At 62.2% G+C, this 23,015-nt stretch carries 21 protein-coding genes and 3 pseudogenes; 15 read left to right on the top strand and 9 right to left on the bottom strand.

The genetic code is table 11. From position 1 onward, the window contains the following. Positions 1–33: 33 nt before the first annotated feature. The gene (locus B9A97_RS15605) at positions 34–1,446 is read right to left on the bottom strand and encodes an MmgE/PrpD family protein (protein WP_179145303.1); all 1,413 of its coding nucleotides are present in this window, start codon (positions 1,444–1,446) and stop codon (positions 34–36) included. Between the two features lie 238 nt (positions 1,447–1,684). On the opposite strand from B9A97_RS15605, the gene B9A97_RS15600 reads away from it, so the two are divergent. The 10 genes and pseudogenes from B9A97_RS15600 to B9A97_RS15555 all read left to right on the top strand — a co-directional run bounded on the left by B9A97_RS15600 (position 1,685) and on the right by B9A97_RS15555 (position 11,735). Then, a complete protein-coding gene (locus B9A97_RS15600) occupies positions 1,685–2,602 on the top strand; it encodes a LysR family transcriptional regulator (protein ID WP_084366269.1) in 918 nt (305 codons plus the stop codon). Between the two features lie 220 nt (positions 2,603–2,822). Next, positions 2,823–3,475 (top strand): annotated as a pseudogene (locus tag B9A97_RS15595) (transposase); the annotation flags it as partial. Positions 3,476–3,732: 257 nt separating this feature from the next. Continuing rightward, the gene (locus B9A97_RS15590) at positions 3,733–4,248 is read left to right on the top strand and encodes an RNA polymerase sigma factor (protein WP_084366268.1); all 516 of its coding nucleotides are present in this window, start codon (positions 3,733–3,735) and stop codon (positions 4,246–4,248) included. A gap of 98 nt (positions 4,249–4,346) precedes the next feature. Then, the gene (locus B9A97_RS15585; protein WP_179145302.1) at positions 4,347–5,315 is read left to right on the top strand and encodes a FecR family protein; all 969 of its coding nucleotides are present in this window, start codon (positions 4,347–4,349) and stop codon (positions 5,313–5,315) included. Positions 5,316–5,436: 121 nt separating this feature from the next. After that, positions 5,437–7,725 carry a TonB-dependent receptor gene (locus B9A97_RS15580; protein WP_084366266.1) on the top strand — a complete coding sequence of 763 codons (2,289 nt, stop codon included), beginning with the start codon at positions 5,437–5,439 and terminating at the stop codon, positions 7,723–7,725. Between the two features lie 100 nt (positions 7,726–7,825). Then, positions 7,826–8,161, top strand: a complete 336-nt coding sequence (locus B9A97_RS15575; RefSeq protein WP_084366265.1) for a DUF2218 domain-containing protein — start codon at positions 7,826–7,828, stop codon at positions 8,159–8,161. Next, complete coding sequence (locus B9A97_RS15570) at positions 8,158–9,072, top strand: siderophore ABC transporter substrate-binding protein (RefSeq protein WP_084366264.1); 915 nt, start codon at positions 8,158–8,160, stop codon at positions 9,070–9,072. Before B9A97_RS15575 ends, B9A97_RS15570 begins: the two co-directional genes overlap by 4 nt. Then, the gene (locus B9A97_RS15565; protein WP_084366263.1) at positions 9,069–10,046 is read left to right on the top strand and encodes an ABC transporter permease; all 978 of its coding nucleotides are present in this window, start codon (positions 9,069–9,071) and stop codon (positions 10,044–10,046) included. Before B9A97_RS15570 ends, B9A97_RS15565 begins: the two co-directional genes overlap by 4 nt. Then, positions 10,039–10,980 carry an iron chelate uptake ABC transporter family permease subunit gene (locus B9A97_RS15560; RefSeq protein ID WP_084366262.1) on the top strand — a complete coding sequence of 314 codons (942 nt, stop codon included), beginning with the start codon at positions 10,039–10,041 and terminating at the stop codon, positions 10,978–10,980. Before B9A97_RS15565 ends, B9A97_RS15560 begins: the two co-directional genes overlap by 8 nt. After that, entirely contained in the window at positions 10,977–11,735 is a 759-nt protein-coding gene (locus B9A97_RS15555) for an iron ABC transporter ATP-binding protein (protein WP_084366261.1), read from the top strand. The genes B9A97_RS15560 and B9A97_RS15555 overlap by 4 nt, the downstream gene beginning before the upstream one ends. 113 nt (positions 11,736–11,848) lie before the next feature. Here B9A97_RS15555 and B9A97_RS15550 read toward each other — a convergent pair whose 3' ends face one another. Together B9A97_RS15550 and B9A97_RS15545 are read right to left on the bottom strand one after the other, a co-directional pair. Beyond that, positions 11,849–12,904: an isopenicillin N synthase family dioxygenase gene (locus B9A97_RS15550; RefSeq protein WP_084366260.1), complete on the bottom strand. Its 1,056-nt coding sequence runs from the start codon at positions 12,902–12,904 to the stop codon at positions 11,849–11,851. Then, positions 12,901–13,860: a LysR family transcriptional regulator gene (locus tag B9A97_RS15545; RefSeq protein ID WP_143530495.1), complete on the bottom strand. Its 960-nt coding sequence runs from the start codon at positions 13,858–13,860 to the stop codon at positions 12,901–12,903. The genes B9A97_RS15550 and B9A97_RS15545 overlap by 4 nt, the downstream gene beginning before the upstream one ends. Positions 13,861–14,080: 220 nt before the next feature. Between B9A97_RS15545 and B9A97_RS15540 the strand changes: the two genes are divergently transcribed. From B9A97_RS15540 to B9A97_RS15525, 4 genes are read left to right on the top strand one after another with little or no spacing between them, the layout of a single operon-like run. Further along, the gene (locus B9A97_RS15540) at positions 14,081–15,187 is read left to right on the top strand and encodes a BMP family ABC transporter substrate-binding protein (protein WP_179145301.1); all 1,107 of its coding nucleotides are present in this window, start codon (positions 14,081–14,083) and stop codon (positions 15,185–15,187) included. Further along, complete coding sequence (locus B9A97_RS15535; protein WP_084366257.1) at positions 15,184–16,737, top strand: ABC transporter ATP-binding protein; 1,554 nt, start codon at positions 15,184–15,186, stop codon at positions 16,735–16,737. Before B9A97_RS15540 ends, B9A97_RS15535 begins: the two co-directional genes overlap by 4 nt. After that, positions 16,730–17,785: an ABC transporter permease gene (locus B9A97_RS15530; RefSeq protein WP_084366256.1), complete on the top strand. Its 1,056-nt coding sequence runs from the start codon at positions 16,730–16,732 to the stop codon at positions 17,783–17,785. Before B9A97_RS15535 ends, B9A97_RS15530 begins: the two co-directional genes overlap by 8 nt. A 13-nt stretch (positions 17,786–17,798) precedes the next feature. After that, positions 17,799–18,722 (top strand): ABC transporter permease, encoded by a 924-nt coding sequence (locus B9A97_RS15525; protein WP_084366255.1) that lies wholly within the window; start codon positions 17,799–17,801, stop codon positions 18,720–18,722. A gap of 173 nt (positions 18,723–18,895) precedes the next feature. Here the strand turns inward: B9A97_RS15525 and B9A97_RS30350 are convergent, their stop codons facing one another. The 3 genes from B9A97_RS30350 to B9A97_RS30170 are packed head-to-tail and all read right to left on the bottom strand — an operon-like array spanning position 18,896 to position 19,867. Beyond that, positions 18,896–19,081 carry an aldo/keto reductase gene (locus B9A97_RS30350; RefSeq protein ID WP_143530500.1) on the bottom strand — a complete coding sequence of 62 codons (186 nt, stop codon included), beginning with the start codon at positions 19,079–19,081 and terminating at the stop codon, positions 18,896–18,898. Between the two features lie 12 nt (positions 19,082–19,093). After that, the gene (locus tag B9A97_RS15520) at positions 19,094–19,318 is read right to left on the bottom strand and encodes a hypothetical protein (RefSeq protein WP_084366254.1); all 225 of its coding nucleotides are present in this window, start codon (positions 19,316–19,318) and stop codon (positions 19,094–19,096) included. A 51-nt stretch (positions 19,319–19,369) separates the two neighbouring features. Continuing rightward, on the bottom strand, positions 19,370–19,867 hold the full coding sequence (locus B9A97_RS30170; protein WP_244564246.1) for a hypothetical protein: 498 nt from the start codon (positions 19,865–19,867) through the stop codon (positions 19,370–19,372). Positions 19,868–19,928: 61 nt separating this feature from the next. On the opposite strand from B9A97_RS30170, the pseudogene B9A97_RS29420 reads away from it, so the two are divergent. Continuing rightward, a pseudogene (locus B9A97_RS29420) lies at positions 19,929–20,093 on the top strand (IS630 family transposase); the annotation flags it as partial. Positions 20,094–20,219: 126 nt separating this feature from the next. On the opposite strand, the pseudogene B9A97_RS15510 reads toward B9A97_RS29420, so the two are convergent. The 3 genes and pseudogenes from B9A97_RS15510 to B9A97_RS15500 form a co-directional block, all read right to left on the bottom strand. Further along, positions 20,220–21,271 (bottom strand): annotated as a pseudogene (locus B9A97_RS15510) (2-oxoglutarate and iron-dependent oxygenase domain-containing protein). 35 nt (positions 21,272–21,306) lie between these two features. Beyond that, positions 21,307–21,999: a methionine ABC transporter permease gene (locus B9A97_RS15505; RefSeq protein WP_084366252.1), complete on the bottom strand. Its 693-nt coding sequence runs from the start codon at positions 21,997–21,999 to the stop codon at positions 21,307–21,309. After that, complete coding sequence (locus B9A97_RS15500; protein WP_244564251.1) at positions 21,953–22,993, bottom strand: methionine ABC transporter ATP-binding protein; 1,041 nt, start codon at positions 22,991–22,993, stop codon at positions 21,953–21,955. The genes B9A97_RS15505 and B9A97_RS15500 overlap by 47 nt, the downstream gene beginning before the upstream one ends. Between the last annotated feature and the right edge of the window lie 22 nt (positions 22,994–23,015).

Here is a 23,015-nt window from a genome sequence, read left to right as displayed (position 1 = left end):
ACGTTCCCTGATGATCAGCCGGCCAAGGCCCGGCTATTTACCCGTGATGTTTCGCGCGATCTCCTGCATCACCGCCGCCGTGTCGTCTGCCGTGGCGAGCGACGACGCGAGACGAAAGAGCGTGCCTGCCGCCGCCGCACAGCCCGCCCAGTCACAGCACGCATGAAATTTCTGCCTGAGGTCGTCTTGGCTGAGCGGATTTTGAGGTGAGCCCTTGGGGTGGCTGACGGCGGCCTCGACAACGCGTCCGTCCTTCAGGAAGGCCCGTGTGACCGCTTCGAAGTCAGCGCCATCGTTCATCAACGCGTTGTCGTATCCGGTGAGCCGGATGCGTGGCAGCCAGGAGGTGACCCGCTCCTCGCGGACGCTGCCCGCGGTGAAATGCCGAAGCAGAAGATTGCCGTCCAGAAGCAGCCGCGCGGTACAATAGGTCCCACTGAAGCGGGCTTCCATTTCGTTGCCAGGCCGATCGAAACGCAGGTTTTGCCGCGCCATGTCCGGCAGCAACAGTTCGATGCGATCGATGGTCTCGGTCGATACGCCCGGCGCCTGCAGCACGAGCTTGAGAGCGTCGAGATTGCGATGCACGGCCCCGCAACAGGGGAAACGTTTCGCGTGGAGCCCGGAGGTCTCGATTTCCAGCTCCTCATTGAGACCCGCCATCATGACGCCAGGCTCTGCAGCAGCCTGTCCGGTGAGCGCGGCAAAGCCCCAACTGGCGGAGAAGGGATCCGGATCGGCGCTTAGGCCTGTCATGGCAAGCCGTGCCGCGAGAACCGCGTTTTTCGCTGCAAGCCCGGCATGAACAGGCTTCATCATCGAGCCGAATTGCAGCTTGGAGCCGCCCGCCATGCTGGTTGCCACACTCATTGCCGTCAGGATCTGGTCGGCGGATGCTCCCATCAGCCGGGCGCAGGCACCGGCCGTGCCGATCGCACCGATCGTGGATGTCGAATGCCAGCCCCGCTCGTAATGGGATGGCTGCATCAGCCGACCGATGCGTCCCTGCAGTTCAAGCCCGACAATATAGGCCTCGATCAAGGCAATACCGCTGCCTTGGCGCTCGTGGACCAGCGACAACAGCGCCGGCACCAGCACGGCAGAGGCATGGGTGAATGCCGGCGCGAAATTGTCGTCGAAATCCAGCGCGTGTGCTGCCGTACCATTGACCAGCGCCGCCCAAGGCGATGAAAGCCCTTTCTCCGCCCCAAAGGCAAGGCAGGGGCCATCGCCGAGGCCATCCACTGCCGCAACGACGGCTGCCGTGGATGCGTCATGCTTGCCGGCGATCATCGTTGCCATCACGTCGACGATGGCGCCGGCGGCGCGGTTTCTGGCTGTCGGACCGAAATCGGACGCACTTGCCGACCACGCGCACAAGGCGCTCAGCGGTGCTATGGCTTCGGTCCGCCCATTCAGGGCGTTGATGCTGCGGTTGATGGTCATCGTCGTTCCCGTCCGGCATTTTTGCCGTGTCATTGACGGTGATGATGGGCAAATCGGTCGGCGGCAGCAAGAAACTAACTGTCCCCTATCATGAGAAATAGTTATAATGAACCGGCCTGCATGATGACCCGTGAGCCAGACATCCCCCGTTATGCTGGCAAGTTCGTCGCCTGGATTGCGTCCATCATAACATCCAGGCATTGCGCATATTGACAGAGATGAAACCGAAGGCGGATCCATGGACCTCAGACAATTGCGCAATCTGGTTTTGGTCGCCCGCTATTCCAGCTTCGGTGTTGCGGCCGAACGATTGAACGTGACGCAGCCGGCCTTGAGCAAGAGTATCCGTTCGCTTGAGGATTCCCTGGGTGTGCGGCTTCTGGATCGCGGCCCCTGGGGCGTGAGGCCTACCGAATACGGTCAGCGATTGATAGAATATGGCGAGCTCGTGCTGTCGCTGACGGATGAGGCGCGCACGGAAATCGACGCGATGCGCGGTGCCACCCGCGGGCGGCTGCGCATCGGCGCCATAACCACCGCGATGCGCGACATCGTTCCGACCGCCATCAAGCGCTTCCTGCTGGCCCAGCCGGAGGTCGATGTCTCTCTCAACGAGGAATTGAGTGCTGCCCTCTATTCCGCGCTGCTGAACGGAGCGATCGATATTGCTGTCATGACCAGGCCCAAGGAAATCTCCGAGGAGATCGAGTTTCTAAATCTGCTGGACATTCCGGTCGATATCGTTGCTGACCGGGATCACGAACTGGTAAAACTGCCCAGGGTAACGCTCGCGGACCTGACGCCCTATCGCTGGGTTATTCCGGCCCGGCCCGAGCCGGACAGGCTGGCCCTCGAAGCCCTGTTTGCCAACGCACAACTACCGCGGCCGCTGGCCATCTGCGAGACGACCTCTTCCACCTTCCAGATATCGATGATCTCCGGCTCGAAATGGCTGAGCTACCTGACGCGCACGAGCGTCTATGTGCAAGGGCCGGATGCGCAGTTCGTGGCGCTGAAGCTGGACAGCAAGACCTGGACCCGCAATATCGGCCTGGCCTATCGCCGCCGCAGCGTCCTCAGGCCCGTGGTCATGGCCTTCGTGAAGGAGTTGGAGGCTCTTTGCCGGGCGCAGATGGAGAGTTCACGCAAGGGGTAACGCGGCTCGGCTTGTCCGACGTGATATAAGGACCCTGCTATCCCTGTCCTAGTGTTTGATCCTAGCTTTTGATGGTGCGCGATATGCTCGACGTCGTCATCTGCGCGTGGGTCGGGATATGCGCCTTCGACGGAGCCGCCGTGCCCTTCGTGTCGATTTCCACAATGGATTGAACCACTGGGGGTGCGGACGAAAACTTGGACCACCAAGGAGGTAGTTCATGTATTCCTACGCAGACAGACTTCGAGCGGTCGAGCTGTATCTCCGGCTGGGCAAGCGACTTAACGCGACCATTCGGCAGTTGGGTTATCTTACAAAGAATGCCCTGAAGGGCTGGTACCGGGAGTACGTCGAGAACCGCGACTTGCGTGTTCAGGCGGTAGCTCGAGCACCGAAATTCTCCGAGGCCCAAAAGCAGGCTGCACTCGAGCACTTTCGCACCCATGATCGTTACATCTCCGCGACGATGAGGGCGCTCGGCTATCCTGGAAGAGGAACACTGACCGCTTGGGTTCGTGAGGCGTTTCCGGAGACGCGAACATCGATGGTCGGTCATTGCATCTGGGTTATAGCGAGGATGTGCGGCAGGCTGGTGTCATCGGACTATGCGGTGGAGATGAAACCGCACAACAGGTAGCTGACCGACTGGGCGTCTCAAGGCCGACCTTGTACAGCTGGAAGGACCAGCTTCTCGGTCATGAGGCGCCATCATCCATGAAACGCCGCAAAGCAAACTCCAAGGTGCCTGAACGTGATGAACTCAAGCGACAGCTTAAAGTCCTGCAGCGTGATATCCGCCAGTTGCAACTCGAGCATGATCTCCTGAAGAAGGCCAACGAACTCATAAAAAAAGACCTGGGCGTCGATCTGTTATCGCTGGGATCGCTCAGACCGGTCGAGCATCGTCAGAGCCTCGGCCTGAACTTATGAAGCATTCGAACTTCTTATCCGCGTACCCCCAACCAAAGCAACATAGATGGGGATGACGCCAGTGGTATTGTTCCCAAATAACATGATAATTGCAATCATATTTAAAATCGGCCATAAGCTCGCACGAGTTTGGCCGATACCTCGATACGGGTCGGTCAGTGAGCCCTTCGGCCTTGCCGGAAGAAGCGAAACGGATTCCCATGACCGGTCAGGCGCGGCAAGGCGATGATCTCTATCTCACCCATCGCACCGCATTGATCAATTATGCCGCCCGCATTCTCGGATCGAAGGAGGCCGCTGAGGATATCGTGCAGGAGGCCTATCTGCGGCTTCCGCCTGTGCGAAGCCATGAGCTGACGGCTCGCCAGAGCCTTGCCTATCTCTACCGCATTGTCCGCAACCTGGCTTTCGACGTGCTGAAGAGACGCAAGATCGAAAGCCGCGGGCAGGCTGACGAGCCGCCTTATTGGGGCCTGCCCCAGGCCGTGGAAACGCCGGAGGAGGCGTTGCTGCTGCGAGACCAGGCGCGCATCGCGGCCAAGGTGCTTGCCTCCCTGCCTCCGGACATGCGTCTTGCCGTGGAAATGTATCGCTTTGGCGGCCATACGCTGGAAGCGGTGGCGGATCGGCTCGGCATTTCCGTCGCCACGGCTCATCGGCATGTCCGCACCGCCATGGTCCGCATCGCCCTTGCCCTGGATGAAGAAAAATCATGAGCGCGCCCCGCGAGCGAAAAATTTCGCGTCTTCAATCGTTCTTCGTTTGGAAAGGGAATTCGGGTAACGACGCTGGCGACACCCGAAGCAGGCACGATTTGGCACGCGACCGCGAAACCCAGGAATGGATGCTTGAGGAGGCGATGGACTGGCTCATCCGGTTGCGCGCGCCGGGCAGCACGCCATTGGACGAACAGGAATTCCAGGCCTGGCTGAACGGCTCGCCTGCCCGTCGTGAGGCATGGCAGAAGGCCTGCCGCACCTGGCATGTGATCGGCGAGACCGCGGGGCTCAGCGACGATGCGTGGACGGAGAATGCTGGGACTGTACAGCCCGTGCACACCCGCCGGCGCCCCTGGAAAGCAGTGGCAGCGACCGCGATGGCCGCCTGTCTGGTGCTGGCGGTGGCCGGCCCATCTCTCCTGCTGCGCTTCTCCGCCGACTATCGCACCGAGACCGCCGAGCTCAGGACCATCGAACTCGCGGACGGAAGCTCCGTCGATCTCGGTCCACTCAGTGCCATCAAGACCGACTTTTCCGGCGGCCAGCGCCGCATCACCCTGTTGTCGGGTGAGGCCTATTTTGATGTCGAGCCCGATCCGGCCCGTCCTTTCGTCGTGAGCGCCGAGGGCGTCGACGTCACCGTGCTTGGCACCGCTTTCGATATTCGCCTGAGCGACGAGACGACCCGCGTGGACCTGGTGCATGGATCGGTGGCGCTGTCGGTCGCAGGCGGCGGGGCCTATACCATGTCGCCGGGCGATTCCGTCTCGGTCACCCGTGAAAACGGGCAGGTCGCGCGCACGCGCATTGCTCCGGAGGACATGGCGGGCTGGAGAGGCCGACGCCTGTTCGTGGAAAACGTCACGATCGCGAGCGTGGTGGATGAGATCCGGCGGTATCATCCGGCCTGGATCAGCCTTGCGAGCAGCGACCTCGCCGGTCGCCGGGTCACCGGCATTTATGATCTTTCGAACCCCGACCGGGCGCTCGAAGCTCTTGTGCAGCCCTTCGGCGGCAAGGTGCATCATGTCTCTTCCTATATGCGCGTGCTGGCGCTGTTCTGACGGCGTTAAAAAATTCTGAAAATTTTCTGCATCCCGTGAAAAATCTGACAAGCGCGGTCGTCTTTAGATCGAACGCCGGCTGGGGAGCTGGCGAAGTATCTGGTTTATGGAGACGGGGCGGATGAGTTTGCCGACGAAAAATTGCACTGATAACAAGCCGTTGCGCGGCCGGACCAAGTCTTTGGCGTTGCGGCTGGCGGCCACGGTGGCGCTGGCTGCGCTGGTCATCGGTCCGGTCACGACGGCAGGTTCGGCGCTGGCTCAATCGGCGACGCGCAATTTCAACATCCCCGCCCAGCCCCTGGCATCGGCCATCAATGCTTTCGGTCGCCAGTCCGGCCTTCAGGTCACGCTTGCCGCTGAGACCTCCCGGGGTGTCACCTCTACATCCGTCAGCGGCAACCTGACGCCTGAGGAAGCGCTGAGCCGAATGCTCTCGGGCACCAATATCAGCTATCGCATCGTCAACGGCACGGTGGTCGTGGGCGCCCAGCAGGGTGCCGATGCGGCCGCCGTCCAGTCCGGCGATACGGTGTTGGCACCGATCGTCGTCGAGGGTCAGCGGGTCGGGCAAGGTGGCGTCGGCGAGACGGTCATCGGCCCGCAGGAACTGGCGCGGACCAATCCCACCGACCTTGATGACGTCTTCCGCAAGGAGCCGGGCATTCAGGTCGGCAGTTCCCTGCCCATGTCGCAGAAGGTCTATGTGCATGGCGTCGAGGAAACCAACCTTGCCGTCACGATCGACGGGGCGCGTCAGAACAACAAGGTCTTCCACCACAACGCCACCAACCTGATCGATCCTTCGATCCTGAAGGCCGTCGATGTCGATGCCGGCATTGCGCCTGCGGATGCCGGCCCCGGTGCGCTGGCAGGGTCGATCAACTACGAGACCAAGGATGCCGCCGACCTTCTGGAGCCCGGCAAGCTGCTGGGTGGCTTCATCACCTCCACCTATGACTTCAACAGCGACACGGTAACCACGGGCATTTCCGGCTACGGCCAAAAAGACGGGTTCGAATTCCTCGGCTACTTCTCCTTTGCCAAGGGCAATAATTTCGAGAATGGCGACGGCAAGGCGGTGCTGGGAACCGAAACCGACATGCTGGCCGGCATCGGCAAGGTGGCCTATGAGGCCGACAGCGGTGACCGTTTCGAATTCAGCTACGACCAGACCACCGACGACGCGCTGCGACCCTATCGCGCCAATGCCGGCACCATCGTGCGCCCGGCCTGGGAGCCGCGCTACCGCAACTACAAGATCGACCGCAAGAACTACGTCTTCACCTATACGGACACGACGCCGGAAGGCATGTGGGATCCAACGGTTATGCTGGCTTATGGCGGCACGGTGGTCGATACGCCTGTCTATGCGGCCAGAGGTTATCAGTACAACGCCGTCGGCGAGACCACGACCTTTAACGGCAAGTTCGAGAACAAGTTTTCGTTCGATATTGGCAATGTCGTCGCCGGCGTCGATTTCTATTCCGACATCGCCGACCTGAAGGCCTCGGCTGATTCCGCTCGCGAAAAGGCCCGCAATGTCGGCCTCTACACCCAGGCACGGCTGGAGCCCTGGGAGCGCACCCGGATTTCGCTCGGCGGCCGCGCGGACTACCAGTGGTTCACCGGCACGGGCGGACAGAAGTTCGAGAATGGCGGGTTCAGCGGCAATATCTCGGCCGAATACGACCTGACCGACTTCCTGACCGCCAAGGCTGGCGCCTCCCATGTCTGGGCCGGCATACCGCTCGCCGAAAACTTCATCATGAACCCCTCCTGGCGCTATGGTGCAAACGGTCCCGACCCGACCACCGCGAACAACTACATGATCGGCCTGGAGGCGCATCACGAGGGCTTCACCGCCGAGGCGAGCCTGTTCCGCACCGACATGTTCAACGTCCGCGACCCGAGCTACAGCCCGGTCGCCACGGGAGCGCTGATCAGCCGTGACGTCGAATCCCGCGGCTACGAGCTGGGGGCCGGCTATGAGTGGACGAGCGGCTATGTGAAGGTCAGCTATGCCCATATCGATGTCGATATCGATGGCGTGCCGGCCGATTCCGACAGCGGCAACTACATCGCCACGCCGGTCGGCGATGTCATCACCATCACGGCCGCCCACACCTTCGAGGACTGGAACCTGACGGTCGGCGGGGATATCTCCATCCTGCCCAAATACGATCATGTCCCGACCGGCACGCCGCCCTACAAGGCCTATGAGGTCGTCAACCTGTTTGCCGACTGGAAGCCGGAGGCCATGCCGGCGCTCAGCTTCCGCGCCGAGGTCAAGAACCTGTTCAACGAGACCTATGCCGACCGCGCCACCTATGGCCAGGAATTCGGCACGGTAACACCTCTGTATGAGCCGGGCCGGACCTTCATGCTGACCGCGAAGGCCACCTTCTGACGGTCACGCGCATAACGCTTCAACAGGATGGCGGCCACTTCCCGGTGGCCGCCTTCGACGCTTTCGACAGCAGGTACCTGACAGGGAAGGGAGCACGATCTTGATCCGATCCGTCGCCACGTGGAAGACCGATCACGCGCCGAAATATCTGGTGCAATTGTGCAAGCACTTCGCCCACAAGATCGAGGTCAGCTACTCCGAAGCCCAGGGCGAGTGCCGATTCGTCTGCGGGACTGTCCGGCTTGAGGCCGATGAACAGGGCCTGCGGATGGAAGCCACGTCCCCGGACCTCGACCAGCTCCAGCAGACGGAATCGGTGATCGAGCGCCACCTGGTGCGGTTTGCCTTTCGGGAAAATCTCGAGGCCCTGGCCTGGCAGCGTATTGATGCGCCTGTCGAAACCGGTCAACCCCATGCCCAAAAGGTGACATCATGACGATCAGACCCATCGCGGCCTTCGCCGCTCTTGCCCTTTCTGCCCTTGCCTTTTCGCCCATATCGGCCCGGGCGATCGAAATCGAGACCGCCACTGGCCGCGTCGATATCGCCAAGACTCCCGAAAAGATCGCGGTGTTCGATCTGGCGGCGATCGATACCCTCGACCGCATCGGCGTCACGATATCGGGCCTGCCGTCAAAGCTGTACATCTCCGAATTCGAGCGCCTCACACAGGGCGCTGAGACCGTCGGGGACATCTTCGAGCCTGACCTGGAGGCGCTGAGTGCGCTGGATCCTGATCTGATCATCGTCGGCGGACGGTCGTCCACCAAGCTGGAGGCGGTAACCAAGGTGGCGCCGGCGGTGGACATGACGCTTTACGGCGAAGACCTGATCGCGCAGGCCAAGCAGCGGCTCGCGACCTATGGTGCCCTGTTTGCGCGGCAAGCCGAGGCCGAAAAGGCGGCAGCGGAATTTGACGCCAAACTTGCAACGACCAAGGCGGCGGTTGCCGGAAAGGGCAAGGCGCTGATCATCATGACCAACGGGCCGAAGGTGACGGCCTATGGACCGGGCTCCCGCTTCGGCTGGGTTCATGCCGCGCTGGACCTGCCGGCTGCCGTGCCGGATGTCGAAGCCGCCAACCACGGCGAGGCCGTATCCTTCGAGTTCATCGCCAAGGCCAATCCGGACTGGCTGCTGGTGCTGGACCGCGCCGCCGCCATCGGCTCGGGCGAACAGGCCGCCAGGGCAACCCTCGACAATGAGCTGGTGGCCGGCACGACAGCCTGGAAGAAGGGTCAGGTCATCTACCTGCCTTCGGCCGAGTTCTACATTGCCGCCGGCGGCATCCAGTCCACGGAAAGGGTGCTTGCTGCGATATCAGAGGCCTTTGCCGCAGCCAAATGAGCGTGTCCGTAAAACCGCTGAGATCGGTTGTGCCATGGATTGCGGGCCTCGGGCTCGCAATCCTTTTTCTCCTCAGCCTGGTCACGGGCGTCAGCGATATGCCGCTTTCGCAGGTCTTCTCCAATCCGGAGGCGCTTCAGCTGCTGCTGGTCAGCCGGCTTCCGCGCACGCTGGCCGCCATCCTCGTGGGCGCCGGGCTGGCGATCACGGGACAGATCATGCAGACGCTGGCACGCAATGGATTCGTCGAACCGTCCACGGCCGGAACGGCCCAGAGCGCCGAACTTGGCATTCTCGCCGTCATCATGCTCTGGCCAGCCGCCGGCCTCCTTGCCAAAAGCATCGTGGCGACCGTGGCCGCCCTGCTGGGTACCTCGCTGTTCCTGATGACGGCGCATCGGCTGCCGCCCACCCAGCCTTACCTCGTGCCGCTGTTCGGCATCGTCTATGGCGGCGTCATCGGGGCCGCCGTCACCTTCATCGCCTGGCAGGCGGATCTCATGCAGTACCTGTCGATCTGGACCAGCGGCGATTTTTCCGGCGTGCTGCGCGGGCGCTACGAACTTCTGTGGGTCGGGGCGGCCATGCTGGTCATCGCCTTTGCCATTGCCGACCGGCTGACGATCATGACCCTCGGCCAGGACACCACCACAGGCCTCGGCATCGACTACCGGCGCATGATGCAGCTCGGGCTCGTCGTGGTCGCCACCGTCTCGGCGCTTTCGACCGTTGTCGTCGGCATGATACCCTTTGTCGGGCTGGTGGTGCCGAACATCGTCTCGCGCTTGATGGGACAGAACCTGCGCACGACCCTTCCCCTCATCGGCATCAGCGGCGCATTGCTCGTGCTCGGCTGCGATATCCTCGGACGCGTGATCCGCTATCCCTATGAAATACCAGTCGGCACCGTCATGGGTTGCGTCAGCGGCATCATCTTCCTGTGGCTGATTTTCCGGCGGCCCGCCCATGGCTAACCGCCGGCTTGTCGCCCTTTCCATCGTTGCCCTGGTCTGCTCCATCGGCTTCATGACGATCGGCCTGAAGGGCAATATCAGCTTCGTGCTCGGCCTTCGCGCCACCAAGCTTGTGGCCCTGTTGCAGGTCGGCGTGTCGATTGCCCTCTCCACGGTGGTGTTCCAGACCGTGACCAACAACCGCATCCTGACGCCCTCGATCATGGGCCTCGATGCGCTCTATGCTTTCGGCCAGATCCTCCTGGTCTTTCTTCTGGGCGGGCTCGGCTATGCGGCTCTGGATCCCCAATGGAAATTTGCCGGGGAAGTCCTGCTGCTGATGGCGCTGGCGGCGGGTATTCTGCTGCCCATGCTGATACGCAGGGTCGATATCGGGCTGATGCTGCTCGCCGGCGTCATCCTCGGCGTCATCTTCCGCAGCCTGCAGTCGCTGGTGGCGCGGCTGATCGATCCCAATGAGTTTGCCGTCGCCCAGGGCGCCATGTTTGCCAATTTCAACGACGTGCGCACGGATCTTCTGGGCTTTGCCGCCGCGCTGACGCTGGCGGGAGGCGCGATTGCCTGGCGCGTGCGCCATGTCCTCGATATCGTCGCGCTTGGCAAGGACAATGCGACGAGCCTCGGGGTGGACTGGATCCGCACGCTGACGCTGCTCCTGCTTCTGGTCTCGGCCCTGGTCGCCGTGTCGACCGCGCTGGTCGGTCCAGTGGCCTTTCTCGGCCTGCTGGTCGTCGCCCTGGCCGAACGGATCGTCGATACGCGCCGCCACGCCCTGCTGCTGCCGGCCGCCGCGCTGGTCGGGATCATCGTCCTCGTCGGTGGGCAGACGCTGTTCCAGCATGGGCTTGGCGCGAGCTCCACCCTTGGCGTGGTCATCGAATTCGTGGGCGGCATCGTCTTTCTCGTCCTACTTTTCCTGGGGAGCCGCCGATGATCCGGATCGACAAGATTTCGTTGCGATACGGCAGTGCGCTGATCCTCGATGACATTTCCCTCTCCATTCCCCGGGGCGGCATCACCGCCCTGATCGGGCCCAATGGTGCTGGCAAATCGTCGCTGCTTTCGCTCATCGCCCGGTTGCAGCCCTTGCAGTCCGGATCGATCACGGTCGAGGATCTGCCGGTGGACAGGACATCAGGCCGTGACCTGGCCAAGATCATCGCCATCCTCCGACAGGACCTTGCCGCCACCGCGCGCCTCAGGGTCCGCGAACTCGTCGGCTTCGGGCGGTTTCCCCATAGCCGAGGGCGGCTGACGCCGGAGGACCGGTCGATCGTCGATCGCGCGATCCAGCAATTCGGTCTCGCGGATCTCTCCGAGCGCTTTCTCGACACCTTGTCGGGCGGGCAAAGGCAGCGGGCCTTTGTCGCCATGGCCTTTGCCCAGGAGACAGACTATCTGTTGCTGGACGAGCCGCTCAACAATCTCGACATGTATCATGCCCGCGCGCTGATGCGCTCGCTGCGCGCCATCGCCGACCAGCACGGCAAGACCATCGTGATCGTGCTGCACGACATCAACCACGCCGCTTCTCATGCTGACAGGATTATCGCCCTGAAGGACGGGCGCATAGCGGCGGACGGCGCCCCCTCCGAAATTCTCCGACCAGACGTCCTGGCTTCGATCTTCGGTTACGAGATGCGGGTGGAAACCATCGACGGCATCCCGGTGGCTTTGCATTTCAGGTGAGCTGCCAATACGAAAATCAAAATGCGAGCGTATCACATTGGGCCGTGGACCCTATATGATACGCTTTGACACCCGCACCTTGTCGTTGGAGAAGGCGGTCGGGACCTCCGAGTTCAGGCTTGGGCATCCTGTTTTTGAGCTTCGGCATAATGCGCAAAAGTCGCAGCGAAGCGGCCGTTGACATAGTCGCCTGAGGTAACGGGCGCGTATTTGGCCGGATGCTCGTCGTCGACGCAGCTGGGCAGCGCTTCGACCAAGGTGTCGTAGTTCGGTCCGAAGAAGAACGGGATGGAATAGCGCTCCTTGCCGGACCGGTTGATCGCGCGATGTACGGTCGAGGCGAAAAGGTCATTGGTCCAGCGCGCCATCTGGTCGCCGACATTGACGACGAAACAGCCCGGAATGGGATCGGCCGCGATCCATTCGCCAGATGCGTTCAGCACCTGAAGCGCCGAAATGCCCTCCTTCTGGGCCAGGATCGTGAAGCACTCGTAGTCGGAATGGGCGCCGATGCCGATCTGCCGGTCGTCGATCTCGCCGAACTGCGGCGGGTAATGCAAGACGCGCAGTGTTGCCAGCGGTTTGTCGACCATGCCGTCGAAATAAGTTTCCTCAAGGCCGAGCGCCAGGGCGAAGGCGTGCAGCAGGTGACCGCTGAGTTTGAGCATTTCCACATGATAGGCTTCCAGCGCTGCGCGGAACTCCGGTTGTCCGGCGGGCCACTGGTTCGGACCGTAGAGAACCTTGCCAGCCAGCACGTCGGGATCATCGGCGGGTACATCGAGCGCGATGTCATAGGATTGATGGAGATCGCCGCGCGCGGTCGGATCGGTGTTTTCTTCCAGCATTGCCGCATAGCCGCGATTATTCTTCGATTTGGAGACGTGGTTTTCCATCTTCACGTCGTCCGGTAGCGCGAAATAGGTCTCGGCCACGTCGAAGGTCCTGGCGATGATGTCGGCGGGAACGTGGTGGTTCCTGATATAGAGAAAGCCCACTTCGATGCAGGCTTTGCGCAGCTCTGCCGCCAGCTTCTCCTTGGCTGCCGCGTCGCCGCTGAACATCGGCTCGAGGTCTATGATCGGGATGCTGTCGAAGCTGACGCGCTGCGGGTCGAGCCCGCCAGTCTTCATGACGCGAACGCCGTTTCCGGTTTCCACTGCCTTCATGGTCTTGTTCCCTCTTCTGGTTGGTTCGGATCGTGGATCGCCTCCACGTAGTAGCGCGGTCCGGCAAAGATGAAGCCGGGGGAGAAGTAGCGGCGGCACACATCCATGAAGGCCGCCATCTTGCGCGATGGAGCGTGGGGACGGGTGACGCGAATGCTGACCCGCCGCGTCGCTGAGGCCCAGTCGGGCAGCAAGGGCACGAGGTGGCCTCGCTCGCATTCGATGTCGGCGAAGAAATGCGGCAGATAGGCAATGCCTTCCCCGGCTACGGCGAAGTATTTGATCGTCCAGTAGTCGTTGGCGATAAGATTAGAGCGCGGCAGAATGCTTTCCTGCTGGGCGCCGTTCTGCAGGCGCCAGTGCTGGAGCCCGCGGGGCGTGCGATAAACTATGCCCTGGTGATGGACGAGATCCGCCGGGCCGGCCGGCCGGCCGGTCCGCTCCAGATAGCTCTGGCTGGCGAAGAGCGCGAATGTCGCCGTCGACAGCGTCTCGCCATCGGTTTCATCGTCATCCCAGGAGATGACCGCATCCAGCATGTCCAGGCTTTCGGAGGAATAGAGCACGTTCGGCGAGAAGAAAGTAAGCTCGATATTCACATTCGGATAAAGCCTGCGAAACGCGATCAGCATCTGCGCGTAGAAGGCAGTTCCGAATTCTCCCGTGGCGCCGATCCGCAATGTTCCTGCCACGTCGTCCGACAGTTCGGTGACCGCGGCCCGAGCCGCATCGCAGCTGTGCAGGATCTGCCGCGCATGGGCAAGTAGCGTTTGACCCGCTTCGGTCAGCAGCAGGTTGCGCCCGGCCCGCTCGAAGAGTTCGACATTCAGGTCCGCTTCCAGCTGCTTGATGCGTAGGCTGAGCGACGATTTCGGCAAGCCGTAAAGCTTCGCCGCGGCAGAGAGAGACCGCAGTTCCGCAATCTTGACGAAGGAAGCAAGTGCCTCAGTGTTCACCGATGATCGTCCATAATTCTGAACAATATGCCTCATTTTTTGGCATGATTATTTTTATTGCATGAACGACCGTAATGGGCTTTTATGCACTGCACAAGAGCCATTTCGCTTTTGAAAATCTGGAATGAACGTCCGCGAAGGCGTTTGCACAACGGGCATCCCCCGATCGCAGACGCGTGTCCGAAGGTCAGCGAAACCGGCAAAAATAAGGGGAACCGACATGAAAAAACGCACTTTCGAAACTGCTCGAGCGACTTGTCTTGCTGCCGCGCTGTCGCTCCTGGCCTCTTCCGCTGCCTGGGGCTTTACACTGGAGGGACCTCCGAAGGTGGCGTTCATCTATTGCAGTGCAGCAATCGACGGCGGCTGGAACGAGGCGCTTGAGGCCGGGCGCAAGGCAGTCGAAGAACAGCTAAAGGTGCAGGTTGCCGTCACGGAAAACATTCCCGAGGAAGCGACCAAGCTCAGGGCCGCGATCGACCTCTACGTCAAGCGGGGCTTCAACATTATCGTCGGCACCACCTACGGATACAGCGCCCCGATGGCGGAGGCTGCCAAGGCCTATCCGAATGTCGCTTTTCTTAGCGCGTCTGGTACCGAAAACGGCCCCAATATGGAAAGCTTCTACGCCCGCACCTACCAGGGCTGGTACCTTGCCGGTATAGCCGCTGGCCATGCGACGAAAACCAAAAAGATCGGCATTCTCGCCGGCTTTCCGGTCGGCGTAGTCAACTGGGACATCAACAGTTTCGCCTTGGGAGCCCGCTCGGTGGATCCGGCAATCGAAACCATTGCCGTGTTCACCAATTCCTGGTGGGACCCTGTGAAGGAAGGTCAGGTTGCCCAGGCCATCCTGGACCAGAAGGCCGATGTGCTGGCGACCAATCTCTCGGCCACCTCTCCGCTCGATGTCGCCGAAAAGACGGGCTTGCCATCCTTTGGCTTCCAGCTCGACATGTCCCATGCTGCTCCGAAGACCATCCAGACCTCGGTGGTGTTCCGCTGGGAAAAATATCTGGTGCCGACCATCAAGGAGATCATCGACGGCACCTGGAAGCCCGAGGAATACGGCGCCTTCGAAGGCATGGACAAGGGCGTCATCGACCTCGCGCCGTTCGGACCCGGCGTTTCCGAGGAGACGAAGGCAAAGATCGAGGCGGCAAAGCAAGCCATCGTCGCCGGCAAGCTCGATCCCTTCCAGGGGCCGCTGAAAAAGCAGGACGGCACGGTGCTGGTGGAAGCGGGCGCCAAGCTCGATGACGCCGCCCTGTGGTCGATGGACTATTTCGTCGAAGGCATAACCGGCACCATGCCGGCAAAGCAATGATTGCAGCAACCGAGCCTCTGGTGAGCCGGGAGGGCCTGACTCCCGGCACGCCGCCGGCACTGGAGCTTCGGGAGGTCAGCAAGGCCTTCGACGGAAGGCCGGCTCTGGTCGATGCATCCTTCACCCTCGAATGGGGGGAGGTTCACGCCATCGTCGGCGAAAATGGCGCGGGTAAATCCACATTGATGAACGTCGTATCGGGCGTCTATGCGGCCGACAGTGGACGGCAGATGGTGGATGGCGAGGCCAGAAGTCCCCGCAGCCCCATGGAGGCCACGGCCGCCGGCATCGGCATGGTGCATCAGCATTTCCGGCTGGTGAACAGCTTCACGCTGTCGGAAAACGTGCTGTTGAGCCTTGGCCGCGACAGCCGGATCAGAACGCCCGCGCAGGCTGCGGCCGCGATCTCTGCAAAAGCCGCGGAGATCGGTCTGCCGGTGGATCCGAACCGGGTGGTTGCCACACTCTCCACGGCCGAGCGTCAACGCGTTGAAATCGTGCGCGTCCTGATGCTCGGCGCTCGTATTCTCGTTCTCGACGAACCCACCGCCGTGCTGACAGAGGAAGAGGGCAGGGCGCTGCTGTCCTTCGTGCGGACCCTGGCGCGGCAGGGCCATGCGGTGGTGCTCATCACCCACAAGTTCCGCGAGGTCGCCGGCTTCTGCGATCGGGTTACCATCATGCGCCACGGCAGGACCGTCCTGGCCGGCGCGCCGGTGGTCGAGCTCGATGAAGGTGAGGTCGCGCGGCTGATGGTCGGGGAGGCCCTTGAGGTGAGCGAGCGGCCATTCTCCAGCCCCGGCGCCGTGACGCTTTCGGTGTCCGGCCTGACACGCCGAGCTGATCAGCAGGGACCGGGTCTCTCCGAACTCGGCTTCGACCTGCATGCCGGCGAAGTGCTGGGCATTGCCGGTGTCGGCGGCAACGGGCAGGAAGAACTTGTGGCGTGCCTGACCGGCATGATGCGGGCCGATCGGGGCACGATCCAGCTTGGCGGCCACGATCTTACGGGTGCGGTACCGCGCGTCAGGCGCCAGGCTGGGCTTCGCTTCATTCCCTCAGACCGTTTCGCCACCGGCCTGATCCGCGAGCTTTCCATTGGCGAAAACCTGGCTCTCACGCGGGTGGCGAGCGGCGGTCTGGGCGGGCGCTTTTTTCTCGATCGCAAGCGCATGCATTCCGCTGCCGCCGATGCGATCCAAGACTTCGACATCAGAGGTGCGTCGCCGGCCCGCAGCACGGCGCTTCTATCCGGTGGCAATGCGCAGAAGGTTCTGTTGGCGCGCGAACTGGACGACGGCATGACTGTGCTGATTGCCCACTCTCCGTCGCGCGGGCTCGACATGAAGGCCACCCAATTCGTCCGCAAGTCCATCAAGCAGGCCGTCGAGAGCGGCGCGGCTTGTCTGCTAATCAGCGAGGATCTGAGCGAGATCCTGTCCTTGTCGCACCGTGTCGCCGTCATGAACCGCGGCGCCATCGCCGGCTGTCGTGCGATCGGCGACGTCACCCCCGAATGGATTGGAGCGCTGCTCGCCGGCCATGTTTGATGCTGCGTTTCTCGTTCGCCGGCAAGCGCCGGGCTTTCTTCTGTCGTGCCTGTGCTACGCAGGCGGCTTGTTCGTCGGCCTTGCCGTTTCGGCCGTGCTGCTGGTGCAGGCCGGTGTTCCGGCCGACGCGCTGGTAGATGAGTTTCTGGTCGCCACCTTCCTGACTTCGGATGGACTGGCCCAGACGCTGACCGCGGCCCTGCCGCTGGTGCTCGTCGGGCTCGCCTCTACTGTCGCCATGCGGGTGCGGTTCTGGAACATCGGCATCGAGGGCCAGCTATGGGTCGGCGCGATCGGCGCCACATGGATTGCGCTCGGCGAGATCGGCCCCGCGCCGATGCGGCTGCCGCTGATGCTCGCGCTTGGTGCCGCGGTCGGTGCATTTTGGATCGCCTTGCCCCTCTGGCTGAAGTCGCGATGGGGTGTGAACGAAGTGATCTCGACGCTGCTTCTGGGCAGTATCGCCTTTCTTATCGTGCAGCACCTGCTATTCGGCATCTGGCGCGATCCGGCCACGAACTTTCCCGTCACCGCGATTTTCCCGGAAGCGGCGCGGTTTGCGCCGTTGGGTTGGGGGCAGTTGCACCTGGGCATCCTCTTGGTCGCTGTCGTTGCCTGTGCGCTGTGGTACGCAATGGAGTATACCAGGCTTGGCTTTTACGCAGATGCGGTGGGTCACAATGCCAAGGCCGCCGAAGCGGCGGGCCTGCCCGTCGGTGCCACCATCGTCGGCCTGGTTCTCTTGTCGGGGGCTCTTTCCGGCCTGGCCGGGGTCACGATCGTTGCCGGCACCGAGCACCGGTTGAATCAGGCTGTCGGCAACGGCTATCTCTTCAGCGCCATCGTGGTGGCCTATCTTGCACGCGCCCGGCCGCTTGGCGTGGTCGTTGTCGCGCTGGCGCTCGGGGCGGTCGTAACCGCCGGCAATGTGCTGAAGGTCTTCTATTCTATTTCGGAGGGTATGATCGTGCTTTTGCAGGGAGCGGTGCTGATCTCGATCCTGATGGCGCAGTTCTTCAGCACCTATTCCCTGAGACGGTCGGGCTGAAGAAAGGGTTGCCATGGATTTCCTCATCGGCTGGCTTGCGATTATCCCGAGCTATGCGACCCCCCTACTGCTGGCGAGCCTGGGGCTCATCATCTGCGAGAGGGCCGGCATCCTGAACCTGGGCGCCGAGGGCCTGATGGCGATCGGTGCGATGGCCGGGGCGCTGACAGTTCTTTCGGGCGGCAATGCCTGGGCAGCGCTTGGCGCCGGCGCCATGGCCGCAGCGGCATTGGCGCTGCTGTTCGGGCTCGCGACCGTCGTCATGCGCGCCGACCATACGCTGGCGGGTCTCTCCATCGTCGCCATCGGTCTTGGCGTGACAGGCGTGCTGGGTCGTCCCTATGCCCAGAAGACCTTTCCAGGAATCGAAACCCTCGGCGATATCTTCGGCATTGGTCGCGACAGCCTGATGGGCCGGATCATCTCGGTGCAGGATCCGGTGACCGCAGTGCTTCCCGTCGTCGTGGTCGCCCTATGGTGGTACCTGCACAAGACCCGCGCCGGGCTGAGGCTGAGGGCGGTAGGCGAAAATCCGGCCGCCGCCGATGTGGCCGGCATCGACATCCAACTGACCCAGCTTACCGCCGTCCTGGCATCGGGCGTGTTGTGTGGGCTGGCCGGTGCCTATCTATCCGTGGCTACAAGCCATGTGTGGGTGGAAGGCATGGTCGCGGCCCGCGGCTGGGTGGCGATCGCGCTCGTCATCTTCGCGCGCTGGGATCCCGCCCGCGCGCTGGTGGGCGCCCTTCTCTTCGGCGCAGCCGATGCGCTGGTGCCGCGCCTGCAGGCGATCGGCGCCGATTTCCCGGTCTACCTGACAATGACGGCGCCCTATATCCTCACGCTCGGCGTGCTGTTCCTGACATCGCTGCGGGGAAGGACCTCAGGCGAGCCATCGTTCCTGGGTCGCATCTATCTGCGGCAGGACAAGCACTGAGTTGCGAAGTAGGGGACTACTACGACTTGGGCAAATATGCGCCACAAGCCCCTCTCATGCCTTCTCGCCGCATCAACCCAGCGAGCGATCGCTTAAAGTTGTGACAGGTCGGTCGGGATAACGGGCAAAGATCGGCTGGCTGACATGGTTGCTCTCGGAGTGCCTTGATCTCGTCAGGCGTGTGCGCGAATCGTTTCCTCGACGGAGGTAGCCGGGTCAAAGCGGTGCATCTGGTAGAGATAGAGATGATCTGTTCCAAACCGCTTCAGGCTTGCCTTCACCGCCTCGCCGATAGGTACACGCGAGGCGCCACCATCGTTAGGGCCTGCCCGGCGATGCGCTCGAACATCGTCGGTCAGTTCGCGCCGGGGTCAGGCAGGGGCCAGCTTCCATGATCCGGAGATCAGCCGCAGCTTCGGCGTGGTGGCTGTGTCGGTCTTCCGGGCCGGCGCGACGCCCGAAGGATAAGGCCAAGGTCGAACGCCGTGGGCCTTGCTCAAAGCTGCATCCTCGACCGTCTGCACAAGCAGACATTCCTGTCGCTTGCCGTGGCGACTGCCGCGATCGCTGATGCGCTCGTGCGCATCAACGATCATGCGTATCCCGGAGGAGCAAACTTTTAGTATCAAGTATTAAATCAATAGATTTTATAGGCCTATGTCGATAGCGGCGCGGATATCATCACCACCAATTCCTACGGCCTCGTGCCGCACATGCTCAGCAGCGAGAGGTTCCATCGCGATGCGCAGGTCCTGGCTCAACGTGCCGGCCGCCTTGCGCGTGAAGTTGCCGACGGTGCAGCCCGCAAGGTGAGCGTCGCAGGATCCCTGCCTCCCCTGTTTGAAAGCTGTCGCCCTGATCGGTTTCAGCAGGAAATCGCGCCTGCTATCCTTCGACCTCTGATCGATGGTTTGTCTCCACAAATTGATTTCTGGCTCATTGAAACGCAAAGCGCGATACGGGAAGCGCGCACCGCGCTCGACGCGTTGGCGGGCGACCATCGTCCGGTCTTCGTGTCGTTCACGCTCAAGGATGAGGCGGGCCGCACGGGGCCGCCCGAGTTGCGATCGGGTGAACCTGTTGGGGCAGCCGTGGCCGATGTGCTGGCGGCCGGCGCGACCGGGGTGTTTTTCAACTGCAGTCAACCGGAAGTCATGAGCGAAGCTGCGCGCGCCGCGAATGGAGCGGCGACCGCATCGATTGGCGACATTCCTCGGCGCCTTGAGGAGCGACCGTCTGGTCGCGCCCTGTGTCTTACACGGACCGATCAACGGCCAGTGCTTTCGCGCCTATGCCGAGCAGCAACTGGTTCCGGCCACCCTATTCACCCGCCTCAATCCGATCGAGCAGGCGTTCTCCACGATCAAGCACTAGATGAGGCATGCCCAAAAGCGCACCACCGACGAAACATCGCGCCATGTTTCGTCGGTGGTGCGCTTTTGTCAAAACGCAGGCTGTCCCGAAAGCGGTGATACCCACCTTCGGGACATTGGCATCCTAGTAAGCCGATGGCTTCGCGTTGCGATCTTCGGCGGTGAGAAGATCCGCATGGTGCGCCCGTGCGACGTCCGGATGGGAGCGCAGACGGCATTTTAGATGATTTTGCCCGACTTCGCGGAAGATCGGGTTCAGGGGATCTACGGAGACGCCGGGTTCCTTGCGCTTCAAGTCGTCCGGCAGATCGATCACAGGGATGGTTGCGTCATAGCGGGAGCCGAGGAAGAAGGCGACCGAGAAGCGTTCCGTGCCGGCCGGCGGGGCGATGACGTCATGTATGTCGGCACGCACGAAGCCGTTGGTCGCAAGTTCCAGCAGCTCTCCGGTGTTGATGACGAAGGTGCCGGGCACGGGCGGGGCCTGCAGCCAGACGCCGTCTTCCGTCTGGACGCGCAGGCAGGTACGGTATCCTGCAGGAGCACGGTGACGAAACCGCCGTCCTTATGTGCGCCGACACCCTGGTCGGTCTCGGCTACCTCGCGACCGGGATAACGGATGATCTTCAAAAGCTGAGAGGGCTGCGGCTCATAGATTTCGGCAAAGACGTCCTCCGGCTGTCCAAGCGCAACGGCGATCGCCTTCAGCACATCAATTCCGATGCGCGTCACTTCCGCCTGATAGGCAAGCAGCAGCGGCTTGAGTTCGGGCAGTGCGTCGGGCCATTGGTTGGGGCCGAACAGGCGCTTCCAGGCGGGCGTATCCGGGCCGATCTCGACGGGCTCGCCTTCGGTATTGATGTCGAGTTGCTCGCGCCAGTCCTGCTGGCCTCGTGTCCGCTCGTAGCCGGCGCGATTGTAGCCGCGGAAATGCGGCGACTTGACCATTTCGATCTTCAGCTTTTCCTCGAGCGGCAAGGCGAAGAAGCGCTTCGACGCGGCAACGACTTCGGCAATCAGTTGCGGATCAACGCCGTGGCCGACCAGGTAAAAGAATCCGTGGTCATGGAGGATAACCTTCAGGTCCTCAATGAAGGCCTGTCGCTCCTGCGCGGAACCGTGAAAGCGCGAGATATCCACGAAGGGCAGTTGCGCGGTGATGTTCTGGATCGTCATCAAAAAACTCCTGTGTCGAATATGGCTGCTTGATCTCAGGCTGCGCCACGGCTTCGGGCGATGCGGTGGTTGACGAGGCGCGCGGCGTGGTCGCCGGCCATCTGCACCGACTGGACGATCACGACCAGGACGATGACGACCGCGATCATGACCTCGGGCATGAAGCGCTGGTAGCCGAAGCGAATGCCGAGATCGCCCAATCCGCCGCCGCCCACCGTGCCGGCCATGGCCGAATAGCCGATAAGGCTCACGAGGGTGACCGTCTGGCCGGCGACTATGCCTGGAAGTGCTTCGGGAAGGATCACCTTGAGGATGACCTGGAGCGGGCTGGCGCCCATGCTGAGCGCCGCCTCGATCAGGCTTTGATCCACCTCCCGCATCGCGGCTTCCGCCAGGCGGGCGAACAGCGGCGTAATTGCCACGGTCAGCGGCACGATCGCGGCGAAGGTGCCGACGGTCGTGCCGGCGACCAGACGCGTAAAGGGTATGATCGCCACCATCAGGATGATGAAGGGTGTCGAGCGAACCAGGTTGACGATCGTGCCGATGACGCGGTTGAGGATCCGACGCTCCAGAAATTGGCCCGGCGCGGTCACGACCAGCAGAATTCCGAGCGGCAGGCCAATCAGCGTCGAGAGAATGGCGGCGACGGCCACCATGGTCAGGGTCTGCTTGAGAGACTCAAGCAGAAGCGCGGTGAGCGCTGGCGGAAACAGATCGAACAGCATGTCCGATGACCTCACAATGTAGTCCGAGTGTGGAAAGATGGGCCGTGACGGCGGAGAGCTTGTCGCCGATGGCCCCTGCTACGATGGTCAGGATGCCGAGAGGCTTCCCGCCGATGTAGTCGACACGTCCATGCAGGATGTTCGGCCTGATGCCGAAGCGGGTGACGAGATCCGACAGCACCGGCGCATGGGCCGCCTCGCCCGTGAAGATGATCCGCAGGACCGGATCCGTCGCCTCGGTGGCCGTGGCAAGAAGGGTGCGGGTCACTTCCGGGGGCAGTTCGTGCGCGACGATGCTGGAGAGGAAGGACTTTGCCGTTGCCGTCTCGGGAAAGGCGAAGACGTCGAAGGTCGGGCCGCTTTCGATGATGCGCCCGGCCTCGATCACGGTCACATGGCCGGCGATCCGCCGCACGACATCCATTTCGTGGGTAATGAGCACGATTGTGAGGCCCATGCTCCGGTTGATGTCCTGCAGGAGATCAAGGATCTGTTCGGTGGTCTCAGGATCGAGCGCCGATGTCGCTTCATCTGACAGCAGGACATCCGGCTTCAGTGCGAGCGCCCGGGCGATGCCGATCCGCTGCTTCTGCCCGCCGGATAGTTCGGCGGGATAAGCGTCGGCTTTGGTGGACAGACCGACAAGGTCGAGCAATTCCGGCACGCGCCTGTTTATCTCGGTCTTGGGAAAGCCGGCGATTTCGAGTGGAAGCGCCACATTGCCGTCAGCCGTGCGCGAGGAGAGCAGGCTGAAATGCTGGAAGATCATGCCGATACGCCGGCGGGCCGCCCGCAAGGCGGCGACATCCAGTCCCGTGATCTCCTCTCCCGACACGACGACACGACCGCTTGTCGGCTTGACCAGTCCGTTCAGGCAACGAACCAGCGTGCTTTTTCCCGCCCCCGATCGGCCGATGATCCCGTGGATGGACCCCTCCGCAACCGAAAGATTGATGCCGTCGAGGACCGCAGGGACAGTCGGATCATAGATCATGCGCAGGTCCGTGATCTCGATC

The sequence above is a fragment of the Rhizobium sp. RU36D genome (genome assembly GCF_900176345.1).
Lineage (GTDB): Bacteria > Pseudomonadota > Alphaproteobacteria > Rhizobiales > Rhizobiaceae > Allorhizobium.
Note: the sequence above shows the minus strand (reverse complement) of the source record. Positions and strands in the feature narration are given on the sequence as shown.

Coding starts and splice junctions, on each gene's coding strand:
- B9A97_RS15605 (WP_179145303.1), bottom strand. CDS start 1,446: ATGACCATCAACCGCAGCATCAACGCCCTGAATGGGCGGACCGAAGCC.
- B9A97_RS15600 (WP_084366269.1), top strand. CDS start 1,685: ATGGACCTCAGACAATTGCGCAATCTGGTTTTGGTCGCCCGCTATTCC.
- B9A97_RS15590 (WP_084366268.1), top strand. CDS start 3,733: ATGACCGGTCAGGCGCGGCAAGGCGATGATCTCTATCTCACCCATCGC.
- B9A97_RS15580 (WP_084366266.1), top strand. CDS start 5,437: ATGAGTTTGCCGACGAAAAATTGCACTGATAACAAGCCGTTGCGCGGC.
- B9A97_RS15570 (WP_084366264.1), top strand. CDS start 8,158: ATGACGATCAGACCCATCGCGGCCTTCGCCGCTCTTGCCCTTTCTGCC.
- B9A97_RS15565 (WP_084366263.1), top strand. CDS start 9,069: ATGAGCGTGTCCGTAAAACCGCTGAGATCGGTTGTGCCATGGATTGCG.
- B9A97_RS15560 (WP_084366262.1), top strand. CDS start 10,039: ATGGCTAACCGCCGGCTTGTCGCCCTTTCCATCGTTGCCCTGGTCTGC.
- B9A97_RS15555 (WP_084366261.1), top strand. CDS start 10,977: ATGATCCGGATCGACAAGATTTCGTTGCGATACGGCAGTGCGCTGATC.
- B9A97_RS15550 (WP_084366260.1), bottom strand. CDS start 12,904: ATGAAGGCAGTGGAAACCGGAAACGGCGTTCGCGTCATGAAGACTGGC.
- B9A97_RS15540 (WP_179145301.1), top strand. CDS start 14,081: ATGAAAAAACGCACTTTCGAAACTGCTCGAGCGACTTGTCTTGCTGCC.
- B9A97_RS15535 (WP_084366257.1), top strand. CDS start 15,184: ATGATTGCAGCAACCGAGCCTCTGGTGAGCCGGGAGGGCCTGACTCCC.
- B9A97_RS15530 (WP_084366256.1), top strand. CDS start 16,730: ATGTTTGATGCTGCGTTTCTCGTTCGCCGGCAAGCGCCGGGCTTTCTT.
- B9A97_RS15525 (WP_084366255.1), top strand. CDS start 17,799: ATGGATTTCCTCATCGGCTGGCTTGCGATTATCCCGAGCTATGCGACC.
- B9A97_RS15520 (WP_084366254.1), bottom strand. CDS start 19,318: ATGATCGTTGATGCGCACGAGCGCATCAGCGATCGCGGCAGTCGCCAC.
- B9A97_RS15505 (WP_084366252.1), bottom strand. CDS start 21,999: ATGCTGTTCGATCTGTTTCCGCCAGCGCTCACCGCGCTTCTGCTTGAG.
- B9A97_RS15500 (WP_244564251.1), bottom strand. CDS start 22,993: ATGATCTATGATCCGACTGTCCCTGCGGTCCTCGACGGCATCAATCTT.